Raw genomic sequence first — 12,571 nt, forward strand, 5'->3', positions numbered from 1 at the left:
CAGCCATGTTTTCAGCGCATTGCTGCCATGTGGCAAGAACTTTGGGCAGCCCTGCCGCCCGCGTAGGATGTGCGTCATCGCATAGACATTCACAAGGCTGGAGGAGGCCTTCATGCAGTTGGACATATCCGCGCATCCCGTGGCCCATGAGAAACGGCCATTCTATCGCCACCTGTACTTCCAGGTGGTCATCGCCATCGCGGCGGGCGCCCTGCTGGGCCATTTCTATCCCCAGACGGGCGAGGCGCTGAAGCCCCTTGGCGACGGCTTCATCAAGCTGGTCAAGATGATCATCGCGCCCGTCATCTTCCTGACCATCGTCACGGGTCTGGCGGGCATGGGATCGCTGCGCGGGGTGGGTTCGGTCGTGGGCAAGGCATTCGCCTATTTCCTGACCTTCTCGACGCTGGCGCTGATCGTGGGCCTGATCGTGGCGAACGTGATCCAGCCGGGCAAGGGCATGAACATCGACCCCGCGTCCCTGGATGCAGGCGCCGTAGCGACCTATACCGAAAAGGCGCATGAAACGTCGCTGGTGGGCTTCGTCATGGACATCATCCCGACGACCCTGGTGTCGGCCTTTGTCGAGGGCAACATCCTGCAGGTGCTGTTCGTGGCCATCCTGTTCGGCATCGGCCTGATCCTGGTCGGCGACAAGGGCAAGCCCGTGCTGCACATCCTGGAATCGGCCAGCTTCGCGGTCTTCCGCGTGGTGGACATCCTGATGAAGGCCGCCCCCATCGGCGCCTTCGGGGCCTTCGCCTTCACCATCGGCAAATACGGCATCGCGTCCATCATGAACCTGGCAATGCTGGTGGGGACGTTCTACCTGACCTCGGCGCTGTTCGTGGTCGTGGTGCTGGGCACCGTCTGCATGGTCAATGGCTTTTCGATCTTCCGGCTGATTTCCTATCTGAAGGCGGAAATCCTGCTGGTCCTGGGCACCTCGTCGTCAGAATCCGCCCTGCCCTCGCTGATGGAGAAGATGGAAAAGGCGGGCTGCGCGCGTCCCGTGGTGGGCCTGGTCGTGCCGACCGGCTACAGCTTCAACCTGGACGGCACCAACATCTACATGACGCTGGCCGCGCTGTTCATCGCGCAAGCCACGAACACCGACCTGACGCTGCAACAGCAGGTCTTGCTGCTGCTGGTCGCGATGCTGTCGTCCAAGGGGGCCGCGGGCGTCACCGGCGCGGGCTTCATCACGCTGGCCGCCACCCTGTCGGTGGTGCCCACGGTTCCGGTCGCCGGGATGGCGCTGATCCTGGGCGTGGACCGCTTCATGTCGGAATGCCGCTCGATCACCAACTTCATCGGCAACGCGGTGGCCACGGTCGTCGTCAGCCGCTGGCAGGGCGCACTGGACCGGGAACGCTTCGACGCGGTGATGGGCGGGCGCGAACCCGAGGGCCTTGCCGCCCCCGTCACCGGGCTGGCGATCCACCCCGCCGGGTTGCAGCTGGGCGAAAGCAGCGCGGACTGATCCCGCGCAAGAAAGCCAGGGGCGCCGCAGCGATGCGGCGCCTTTTTCATGCCTTAGACCAGAATGTCCCCGTCGCGTGGCGGCGTGCCGTTCTGCACCGCCAGCAGGTTTTCCATCATCCGCGCGACCGTGGGCGCAAAGCCCTTCGCATCCAGCGCCGCCAGATGCGGGGTCAGCACCACCGCGTCCAGGCCCAGCAGGGGGTTGTCGGGCGTGATCGGCTCGACCGAGAACACGTCGATGCCCGCGCCCCGCAACCGGCCCGCGCGGATGGCATGGGCCAGGTCAGCCTCGACCAGGACACCGCCGCGCGCGGCGTTGACCAGGATGGCATCGGACTTCATCAGCGCCAGTTGATCGCGCCCGATCAGGTTGCGGGTGCTGTCGTTCAACTCGCAGTTCAGCGTCACCACGTCGGATGCCGCCAGCAGTTCCTCCAGCGGCGCGAAGCGGGCGTTCAGGTCCGCTTCCTCGGCCGCAGTCAAGGGACTGCGCTTGGTGTAAAGGATCGGGCAGCCGAAGCCGCGCAGCAGGCGGGCCAGGGCGCGGCCGATATGGCCCATGCCGACGATGCCCACGGTGCGGCCGGTCAGGGTGGCGGCAACCGGCCCGATCTCGGCCTTGGACCAGCGGCCCTTTGCGATCCCCAGATGGCCCCGCACGATGCTGCGGTTGACAGCCAGGATCAGGCCCAGCGTGGTTTCCGCCACCGCCACGGCGTTCGATCCGGTGGTGCGCAGCACCCGCACCCCGTGCCGCTGCGCCGCGTCCAGGTCGATGCCGTCATAGCCCACGCCCCATTTGTGGACCGCACGCAGGCCGGGCACGGCGAACATCGCGTCCGTCACGGGCACGTCGCCGGTGATCGCGAAGCTGGCCCCTTGCAGCGCCGCAAGCTGGTCCTGCGGCGCGCGCGACGCCGCCGTGGTCAGACGCCAGCCCGGGGGCAGGAAAGGCCACAGCCGGTCCAGCCGTTCGGGGGTGGATGGGTCCAGAAGAACAAGCGTGGTCATGTCACCCTCAGATCACGAAGCGGATGCCGGGACGCGCCAAGCCGCCGCCCTGCGCCATCACCGTGCCGTCCGCGCGCCAGCAGGCCGCGCCGGTCATGGTGCCGTCCGGGGCAAAGCCGATGGCGTTCATGCCCCCGCCGATGGTCTTGACCAGCCGCACGTCATGGCCGCGCGCGCGCATGGCACCCGCCTGCGCGGCAAGGCTAGGTTCCAGTTCCAGGTGGGCCCCCTCGGTCCACAGGCGCGGGGCCTCGACCGCCTGTTGCAGGGTCATGCGGTGGTCGATCAGGTTGACGATGGCCTGCATGGCGGACGGAAAGATCCGCACGCCCCCCGGCAGGCCAAGCGCGTAAAGCGGCGCACCGTCCCGCAGCACCATCATCGGCGCCATGGAGGTGGGCACCCGCTTACCCGGCGCGATGGACAGCGCCCGCCCCGGCCGGGGGTCATAGTTCAGCATATAGTTGTTGGGGATGATCCCCGTCCCCGGCACCATGAAGCAGGCGCCCCACAGCCCGTTGATCGTGTGCGTGGCGCTGACGATGATGCCGTCCGCATCGGCCACCGTGACATGCGTCGTGTCGCGGCTTTCATGGGGCATCCGCTGGCGGGCATAGTCCTTGGACGTGAAGCGGTCCACCGGCACATCCACGAAATCCGGATCGCCCGAGGCCGCGCGCCGGTCCTCGAAGGCCAGCGCAATGGCCCGCGCCATCAGATCCATCGTGTCGGGGTTGGCAAAGCCCATGCCGCGCAGGTCATGGGGTTCCAGCATGTTCAGCATCTGCACGACGTGAACGCCGGATGAGGCGGGCGGCGGTGGCCCTACGATGGTGTGGCCGCGATAGGTGCCGGTGATCGCCTGCCGCTCGACGGCCCGGGCCGCCGTCAGGTCGGCCAGCGTCACATGGCCCGCGTCCGCCAGCCGGTCCGCCAGCGCACGCCCCAGATCGCCGCCATGCAGCGCCGAGTCGCCCTGCTGCTGGATCAGGCGCAGGCTGGCCGCGTAATCCCCCATGACCAGCCGCCCGCCCGGGGCCAGCGGCGCGCCGTCCGGCAGGAACAGCCGCGCCATTTCGGGATCCGCGCGCAGGTCGTCCTCGTGTTCCCGGATCGCGCCGTGCAGATAGGGGCTGACCGTAAACCCTCGCGCCGCCGCGCGGATGGCGGGGTCCACCACGTCGGCCCAGGGCAGCCGCCCGTATTGCCGCTGCATCAGGAACCAGCCGCGCAGGTTGCCGGGCACGGCCACGGCGGACGGCCCGATCCTGTTCCGCCGCCCTTCGACCTCCATCCAGGCGTCGGGCTGATCCGACACCGGCGTGAACATGTCCGCCCGCGCGCCCTGCCCCGCCACCGACAGCGCGTCGATCACCACATGCCGTCCGTCCGCCAGCCGCAGATGCGCGATGCCGCCGCCCGCGATGCCGACCATCATCGGCTCTACCACCGTCAGCGTCAGCAGCGCGGCAACGGCGGCGTCCACGGCATTGCCGCCGACGGCCAGCATCTCGGCCCCCGCGGCGGTGCCCAGGGGCGCGTTCGTCACGACGACGCCGCGCGAGCCGGATGCAGGGCGCTTTTCGCAGGTGAAGGGCAGGGTCACGCCCGCGCATCCTCCAGCATCATCCGCGCGGCCTTTTCCGCGATCATCATCACCGGCGCGTTTGTGTTGCCGCTGGTGATCGTGGGCATGACCGAGGCATCCGCGATCCGCAGCCGCCCAAGCGCGCGCATCCGCAGGCGCGGGTCCACCACGGCGCCATCGTCCACGCCCATGCGGCAGGTGCCGACCGGGTGGAAGATCGTCGTGCCCACCGCGCCCGCAGCCTTGACCAGGTCGTCGTCGGTCTGGAAGGCGATGCCCGGCACATGCTCGCTGGGGTCATAGCGGGTAAAGGCGGGCTGCGCGGCGATCTTGCGGGCCAGTCGGATGGCGCGGACGGCCACGTCCCGGTCGCCCGGCGTGGACAGATAGTTCGGGCGGATCGCCGGATGGGCGCGGAAATCCGGGCCGGTGACATGGACCGAGCCCCGGCTTTCGGGGCGCAGGTTGCAGACGCTGGCGGTCATGGCCGGGAAGGGGTGGACCGGGTCGCCGAACTTGTCCAGGCTGACAGGCTGGACGTGGAATTCCAGATCCGCCGTGGCCTTGTCGGGGCCGGACTTGGCGAAGATGCCCAACTGGCTGGGCGCCATCGACATCGGACCCGACCGCTTCAGCAGGTATTCCAGCCCGATGGACGCGCGGCCCAGCAGGCGCGACGCCTTTTCGTTCAGCGTCGGCACGCCGTTGACCTTGTAGACCAGCCGCAGTTGCAGGTGGTCCTGCAGGTTCTCGCCCAGGGACGGCACCTCGACCTGGGGCGCGATGCCCGCCGCTTGCAGCACGTCGCCGCGCCCGATGCCCGACTGTTCCAGGATCTGCACGGACCCGATGGCGCCAGCCGACAGCACGGTTTCGCGGGCCGCGCGGACTTCCCTGCGCTGGCCCCCATGATGGAAGACGACGCCCTTGACCTCGCCCCCCTCGATCACCAGCCGCTCGACCTCGGCCCCGGTCAGGACGCGCAGGTTGGGGCGCGACAGGACTGGGCGCAGAAAGGCCTTGGCCGCGCTCCACCGCCAGCCGCGCCGCTGGGTCACGTCGAAATAGCCGCTGCCCTCGTTGTCGCCCCGGTTGAAATCGGGGGTCGGCGGGATGCCCGCCTGTTCGGCGGCCTGCATGAAGGCGTCCAGCACGGCCCAGCGGACGCGGGCGGTTTCCACGCGCAATTCGCCCCCCGCGCCGTGGGCATCATCGGCGCCGCGATAGAAATCCTCTTGCGCCTTGAACAGCGGCAGCACGTCGTCCCACGCCCAGTCGGTGCAGCCCATCTGCCGCCAGCCGTCGTAATCGGCGGCCTGCCCGCGCATGTAGATCATGCCGTTGATCGACGAACAGCCGCCCAGCACGCGGCCGCGCGGATAAAGCAGCGACCGGCCGCCCAGACCTTCCTCGGCCTGGGTCTTGAAGCCCCAGTCGGTGCGGGGATTGCCGATGCAATACAGATAGCCCACCGGGATGTGGATCCAGTGGTAATTGTCGCGCCCCCCGGCCTCCAGCAGCAGGACGCGGGTGCGGGGATCGGCGGACAGGCGGTTGGCCAGAACGCATCCCGCGCTGCCCGCACCGATGATGATGTAATCGCAGCTTTCCATGCGCGAGAGGATGGCCGCAAAGACCGCCTTGCACAAGCGGCCGATGCGAACGGCCCGGCCAAAGGGCCGGACCGCTTGGAGGCTGCAGCCCCGGGGTCAGAACGACTTGCTCAGGCTGACATAGAAGGCCCGGCCCGGTTCGTTGAAGGTATTGGCGCTGGATCCGGTGCCCGTGCGCACCACCGTCTTGTCCAGAAGGTTGGTGATGCCCGCCGACACCCGCGCCGTGTCGTTGACCTGCCAGTTGCCGCCCAGGTTGACCAGCGTATAGGGATCGCGGCTTTCGGTGTCGGCATAGACCTCGCCGGTGGTCGATGCGGTTCCGGCAGCCTCGATCCTACCATAGCGGGTGGCCGACAGGGTGACGGTCAGCGCCTCGGTCGCCTGCCAGTCCAGCGCGGCGTTGAGGGTATAGTCGGGCACCAGGCTCAGCGGTTCGCCATTGTCCTTTTCCGACTTGATCATCTTGGTGAAGTTCGCGTTGAACGCGAAGCGGTCGCCCAGGTCGGTCGAGACGTTGCCCTCAAGCCCCGAGATCACGGCCTTGCCTTCGTTTTCCCAGCGATACAGCCGGTTCGTCGTCGCGCCGTCGTTATACTGGACGAAGCCCGAGCCGATCCGGTTGTCGTAGTCGTTGTGGAAATAGGTCAGGCTGGCATTGATGCCCTGCGCCCCCGCATAGGCGATGCCGATTTCGCTGTTCAGGCTTTTCTCGGCTTCCAGATCGGGGTTGCCGATCACAAGGCAGGGGCCAGTGACCTGCACCCCGTCGACATAGGGGCAGCCGTTACCCCGGGTGCGATAGACATAGTTCGGGTTCAACTGGAACAGGTTCGGCGTCTTGAAGGCGCGCGCCACGCCCAGCTTCATCGTCCATTCGTCGCTGAATTCATAGGTCGCGTTCAGCCCCGGCGACCAGGCGCTGCCGAAGGTGTCGCTGTAGTCAAAGCGCAGCGCGGGCGTCAGCGTCAGGCGGTCGTTCCATTCGATGTTGCCTTCGGCATAAAGCCCGACCAGGTTCTGCTCGCTTTCCGTTTCCCGGTCGGCGGGATCGACGGGAATGCCCAGCAGTTCCGCAAGGTCTTTCGCATCCTCGGGATCCTCAGCCAGGCTGTTCAGGATGGAATTGGGATCCTCCATGAACTCGCCCCGGTATTCGGCGCCCAGCGTCACGCGGCTGGCCTTGCCGCCCAGATCCATCGGCATGATCCATTCGGTCTTGGCGGTGATGTTGTCGAGGTCAATGGTGTTGTTGCGGAAGGCATCGTTCTCGCCATCGCCGTCGATATCGACGCAAGGGACATAGTTGTCCTCGATACTGCCCGAAAGGCCGGAACACAGGCGGGTGTTGTCCGTCTTCTCCCATTGCAGATAGCTTATCGATTCGCCGAAATCGTATTCGCCGCGATGGGTCGTGGACAGCGTGCGGCGATACATGCGGCTGGTTTCCGCCCCCACCAACGCCGCCGAATCCTCGCTGATCGTCCCGTTCCGTGTGTCGCCCGCGAAGATGTTGCCCTGGCGCGAGAAGTCGAATTGCAGATCCAGCTCGTGGCCCGGCGCCATGTCCCAGGTCAGCAGGGCGCCCGTGTCCTTGTTCACCACGCCTTCGCGCGCGGCAAGCGTCTCAAGTTCTCCTTCTTCGTTCAACTGGGGCGGGTTCAGGTCGGGATCGTCGCCGCCGGTTTCGCTGTAGTTGCCGAAGACGCGGAAGGTCAGCCGTTCGCCCGCCGGGCCCGCCAGCATGAAGTTGGTGCGCTTGGTCACGCCTTCCTTGTCGTTTTCGGGCTGGTTCCAGTGCAGGCCCAACTGGCCGGTGAAGGTCTCGGGGCGCTTGGTGATGATGTTGACCACCCCGCCCGAGGCGCCCGATCCGTATCGCGCCGCCGCCGGGCCGCGAATGACCTCGATCCGTTCGATCAGTTCGGCAGGCACCCAGTTCGAATCGCCGCGGGTGTCGCGTTCGCCGCCCCGGCTCATCTTGACGGAATTGCGCGACAGCACGGGCTTGCCGTCGATCAGGATCAGCGTGTTTTCCGGCCCCATGCCGCGAATGTCGATCTGGCGCTGGTTGCCGCGCTGGCCGGTGGCCGTCGATCCGGTCAGGTTCACGCCCGGCTGCCTGCGCACGACTTCGGAAATGTCGTTGACGACCGGCTGCTTTTCCAGATCCTCGGCCGTTACCTGGGACACGCCGAGCGCCTGCTTGGCCTGTTCCTCGGCGGTCAGGACGATTTCTTCCAGAACGGTGACATCGCCGGTTTCCTGGGCGCGAAGGGGCGCGGCAACCAGGCCGAACGACACCAGAAGCGACAGCGACGTGCCCGAGACAAGCCGCGAACGAAAGGTCGCCATGGCAGGCTCCTTTTTTGTTTCATTGGGGATTTCTGGCTGGCGTTCGCGGGCTTCTCACGCGCGCTTCAAGCATCTGTGAGCCGCGGGCGCAACATTCCCGACAAAAATAGTTTCAGTGCCGTTTTGATGCCACAGTCGCGGCCCGCCTCAGACCTCGCCGTCGATCAGGACGGTGATGCGGCCTTGAGAGCAACGCTCGACCCGGGCGCGGACGCCATAGACGCGGGCCAGCAGGTCGGGCGTCAGCACGGTCGCGGGCTGGCCGCTGGAATGCAGTTCCCCCCGGTGCAGCAGGACGATCCGGTCCGCCCATTGCGCGGCCATCGCCAGATCGTGCAGCACGGCCACGACGATCCGGCCCTCGGCGGCAAGCGCGCGCAACGCGCCCAGCAGGCGGACCTGGCGGGCCAGATCCAGCGCGCTGGTCGGTTCGTCCAGCAGCAGCACGCGCGGGTCGCGGACAATGGCCTGGGCCAGGCTGACCATCTGCCGCTGCCCGCCCGACAACTGGTCCAGCGGCTCCATCGCCAGGTCGGCGATGCCGAGGCGTTCCAGCACCGCCATGGCCTGCGCGTCGGCCCCTGCCGCAAAACCGTCGCCCGCGCGCAGGGCGGCAATGACGCTTTCCAGCACGACCAGCGACGATCCGGCGGGAAGCGCCTGCGGCATCACCCCGATCAGCCGGGCGCGGCGGCGGATCGGCATCCGCGCCAGATCCTCGCCATCCAGCGCGATGCGCCCGCGATAGGGGGCAAGCTGGGCGATGGCGCGCAGCAGCGTCGATTTCCCGGCGGCGTTGGGACCGGCCAGGACCGTAACCTCGCCCGGGCGCAGGTCGGGCAGGGTCAACCCGCGCAGGATCGGGCGCGCGCCGTAACGCAGGCTGACGTTTTCGATGCGAAGCCCGCTCATCGCCGCGCGCGCCCGCGCAGGATCAGCCAGAAGAACACCGGCAGGCCGATCAAGGACGTGACAAGCCCCACCGGAAGAAGCACCCCGGGCACCACCATCTTGGACAGGGTGGAGGCCAGCGACATGACCAGCGCGCCGGTCAGGATGCTGGCGGGCAGGAAGAAGCGGTGATCCTCGCCCACCAGCATCCGGGCGATATGGGGGCCGGCCAGGCCCACAAAGCCGATCACGCCCACCAGCGACACGGCGGTCGCGGCCAACAGGCTGACCCGCAGCAGCGTCCAGCGGCGCAGCGCATCCACATCGACGCCGAAGCTGCGGGCCTGGTCCTCGCCCATGCGCAGGGCGGTCAGTTGCCAGGCCGCGCGCAGGGAAAACGGCATGCAGGCGGCCAGCACCAGGGCCAGCGCCGCCACCCCCTGCCAACTGGCCGCCGAAAGGCTGCCCATGGTCCAGAACACCAGTTGTTGCAGCGCATCGGCCGAGGCCACGAATTGCAGCACCGACAGGAAGGCCGCCGCCGAGAAGTTCAGCGCGATCCCGAACAGGATCAGCACCTCGGGTCCGCCGCCGCGCAGCCGCCCCAGCAGTTGCAGCAGCGCCAGCGCGCCAAGCGCGAACAGGAAGGCATTGGCGGAAATGGACCATTGTGCGGGCAGCATGGGCAGCGTCAGGCCCAGGACGATGGCCGTTGCCGCGCCAAGGGCCGCCGATGCCGACACGCCCAGCGTAAAGGGTTCGGCCAGGGGGTTTTCCAGCACCGTCTGCATCTCGGCCCCGGACAGCGCCAGCGCCGCGCCGACCAGCAGGGCCAGGGCCGCGACGGGCAGGCGGACCTGCCAGACGATGACCTGGGTCGCGCGTTCGACCTCGGCCCCCGTCAGGGCGCGCAGGGTTTCGGACAGCGGCAGCCCGGAAGGCCCGGTCATCAGATCCAGCACGATCCCAAGCACCGCCATCGCCGCCATGACCGCCACCAGAACCGCGCGGCGGCGGTTCTGCTGATGATAACGGTGCAGCAGCACGCCGCCTATTGCCGGTTGTCGATCCACCACGTTCCGTCCACAGCCACCGAGGAAAAGCGGGCCTCGATCTCGGCCAAAGTGGCGGCGGGGTCAAGGTCCGCGAACAGGTCCGGGTGGAAGGTCTTGGCCAGGTATTCGATCAGCGCGATATGGACGGGCGAGTCGTTGAACAGGTGCCACACCCCCGCCGCATGGCCATTTTGCACCGCCGACAGCGCATTGAACCCCGGCGCCCCGGTCAGGGCGTCGAAGCTGTCGCGGGCCTGATCCACGTCCACGCCCGACCCCAGCACCAGCCCGCCCCGCGCCGCCATATGCGTGCCGCCGGTGGCGATATAGAAGTCCGGGTCCGCGCCGATCAGGTATTCCAGGCTGACATTGCCCTGCACGCCCGCTGCCACCTCGGCCGCCAGGTTCCGCCCGCCCGCCGTGGTGATGAAGTCGTGGAACACCCCCTGCCCCACGGTCGAACAGCAATCTCGCGCCGCCGCATGGACATGGAAGAACACGCCCGGCCGGGGCGCGTCGCTGGCGGCCAGACGGTCGCGCACGCGGTCCAGCCGTTCCTGGTAGAATTGCGCGAATTCCTCGGCCCGATCCTCGGCCCCTGTCAGCTTGCCCAGGATCCGCAGGCTGGGGATCGCGTTTTCCTGGGGGTGGGAAAAGAAATCGACATAGGCGACCGGAATGCCCGCCGCCTCGATCTGGTCGCGGGCGCGCTGCATGGCGGGGTCGCTGGCGTCCATCAGCGACATGACCAGCAGGTCGGGCTTCAACGCGATCACGCTTTCGGCGGAAATGCTGCGCGCGCCCCCGCCCACGGTCTGGATGGCGTCGATGGCCGGGAATTTCGCCCGCCAGGCGGCCAGCGTCGGTTCGTCCAAGGCACGCTCCAGCCGCCAGCCCGCCACCAGCGAGACGGGATCGTCATGGATCAGGCCCAGGACGGACAGGTGCCGCCCCTCTCCCAGGACGATGCGGTCGGCGGGTTCGGGGATCGTGACGGGCCTGTCCAGGATGTCGGTCACGGTGATCTCGGCAAATGCCGGAAAGCCCAGGCAGGCGCAGGCCAGGAAGGCAAGGCTTTGAAGACGCATGGGCTTTCCCTTCATCGGATCAGTTGGCGTGGATGCGCCAGACGCGGTCGCCGGCCTCGTCATTCTCGCCGCGCGACTTGTTGACGGCATAGACATTGCCCTTGCCGTCCGCGCGCAATTGGTTGGGAAAGCTGCCCGCGTCCAGGTTCGCGACGATCTGTCCTTCGGTATCGACCACCGTGATCGTGCCGGATCCGCGGTTGGCGACAAAGGCATGGCGGCTGACCGGATCGAAGGTGACGTTCAGCGGGCCTGCGCCGACCTCCACATCATGCAGCACCTCGCCCGTGTCGGCGTTCAGGATCAGCAGGTTGTCGGTCTGCTGCGCGGTCACGAACAGCAGCCCGTCCTGCGCGTCATAGGCCGCGCCTGCGGTGCCCTTGGCGCCCTCGATCTCGAACACCTTGGCTTCGCCGGTGTTCAGGTCGATGACGGCGGCTTCCGGCGTGTTCAGGCTGGCCGTGACCAGCGTGCCCGCCTTGGCGTCCAGGTCCAGCGCCATGGTGCCGAACTCCTCTCCCCGGATATTGGAGGGAACCGTGATCGGGTCCAACTGCTCCAGCGTCCTGGTGTCGAAGACCAGGATCTCGGGGGCCGTGCTGGTGCTGACATAGGCGCGGCCGCGATCCCCGTCGATCACCACGTCGCGCGGATGGGGGGCGGTGTTCGGCGCGAACTGCTTGACCAGCGACAGGTCGTCCTGCTTGTAGACCGCGACGGTGTCCTGGCGCGTGTTCGTCACCCAGACGGTGCCGTTCGCATCGTCCACCGCCACGCCGTAAACCGCAAACACCCCGCCGTCGCCTTCCCCACGGGCAGGCGCGGGTTGGGGCGTGGCCGAGGCGATGGTTTCCAGCGTCTCCGGGTTCACCTTGACCAGCGCCGATTGCCTGACCGGCGGGCGCCCCACGGCCGAGGTCACGAACAGCGCGTCCGATTTGGGGCTGTAGGCCACCTGATACAGCCCGCGCGTCACCGGCTGGCTGAGGATGGTGAACTTGTCCTGCCCCGAAACCGGGATTTCGGGCGAGACCTTCAGGTCCACCACGGTCGCGGCGGCGGGGTTTTCGCCGATCACGACAATGGGGTGCAGGCCGGTCGCGGCCCCGGCATCCACTGTCACGTCCGTGCTGAAGGTGCCGTCTTGCGCGACGGTCAGCGGACTGTCCGCGTTCAGGACGGTGGTGCCACGCATCAGGGTGATCTGCTGGCCTGGGGTCAGATCCTCGCCCGAAATGGTGACGGTGGTTCCGGCATGGATGGGCGCGCGGTTCGGCGCCTCGGCGCTGACCGCGCCGACGAAACCGTCCGAGGTGGGCGTAAAGATGGTTTCGGCCAGCGTGGGGCTTGCCAGCGACAAGGCCAGAATCGAAGCGCCCAGCAAGGCGCGGGCATGGCGACGGATTGGGGTTGCCATCGTGATCTCCTTGAAGAATGGATCGTTTTTCAGGCTTGTCCGACAGGCGGGCTGGCTTCGATCGCGTG

The 12,571-nt window shown here is 67.6% G+C and carries 9 protein-coding genes; 1 reads left to right on the plus strand and 8 read right to left on the minus strand.

The features are described from left to right. Positions 1-112: 112 nt before the first annotated feature. A complete protein-coding gene (locus JX613_RS00445; RefSeq protein ID WP_207099484.1) occupies positions 113-1,483 on the plus strand; it encodes a dicarboxylate/amino acid:cation symporter in 1,371 nt (456 codons plus the stop codon). A gap of 53 nt (positions 1,484-1,536) precedes the next feature. On the opposite strand, the gene JX613_RS00450 is transcribed toward JX613_RS00445, so the two are convergent. From JX613_RS00450 to JX613_RS00485, 8 genes are all read right to left on the minus strand, one after another. Continuing rightward, a complete protein-coding gene (locus JX613_RS00450) occupies positions 1,537-2,496 on the minus strand; it encodes a 2-hydroxyacid dehydrogenase (RefSeq protein WP_207099485.1) in 960 nt (319 codons plus the stop codon). 7 nt (positions 2,497-2,503) lie between these two features. Beyond that, complete coding sequence (ggt, locus tag JX613_RS00455) at positions 2,504-4,102, minus strand: gamma-glutamyltransferase (RefSeq protein ID WP_207099486.1); 1,599 nt, start codon at positions 4,100-4,102, stop codon at positions 2,504-2,506. After that, entirely contained in the window at positions 4,099-5,697 is a 1,599-nt protein-coding gene (locus JX613_RS00460; protein WP_207099487.1) for a GMC family oxidoreductase, read from the minus strand. Before JX613_RS00460 ends, ggt begins: the two co-directional genes overlap by 4 nt. Positions 5,698-5,793: 96 nt before the next feature. Further along, complete coding sequence (locus tag JX613_RS00465) at positions 5,794-8,052, minus strand: FepA family TonB-dependent siderophore receptor (RefSeq protein WP_207099488.1); 2,259 nt, start codon at positions 8,050-8,052, stop codon at positions 5,794-5,796. Between the two features lie 147 nt (positions 8,053-8,199). Next, on the minus strand, positions 8,200-8,964 hold the full coding sequence (locus tag JX613_RS00470) for an ABC transporter ATP-binding protein (protein WP_207099489.1): 765 nt from the start codon (positions 8,962-8,964) through the stop codon (positions 8,200-8,202). Continuing rightward, positions 8,961-9,989, minus strand: a complete 1,029-nt coding sequence (locus JX613_RS00475; RefSeq protein ID WP_336512249.1) for a FecCD family ABC transporter permease — start codon at positions 9,987-9,989, stop codon at positions 8,961-8,963. Before JX613_RS00475 ends, JX613_RS00470 begins: the two co-directional genes overlap by 4 nt. A gap of 5 nt (positions 9,990-9,994) precedes the next feature. Beyond that, on the minus strand, positions 9,995-11,086 hold the full coding sequence (locus JX613_RS00480; protein WP_207099490.1) for an ABC transporter substrate-binding protein: 1,092 nt from the start codon (positions 11,084-11,086) through the stop codon (positions 9,995-9,997). A 19-nt stretch (positions 11,087-11,105) separates the two neighbouring features. Further along, entirely contained in the window at positions 11,106-12,503 is a 1,398-nt protein-coding gene (locus JX613_RS00485) for a YncE family protein (protein ID WP_207099491.1), read from the minus strand. Between the last annotated feature and the right edge of the window lie 68 nt (positions 12,504-12,571).

Source organism: Paracoccus shandongensis, assembly GCF_017315735.1.
GTDB classification, from domain to species: Bacteria; Pseudomonadota; Alphaproteobacteria; order Rhodobacterales; family Rhodobacteraceae; genus Paracoccus; species Paracoccus shandongensis.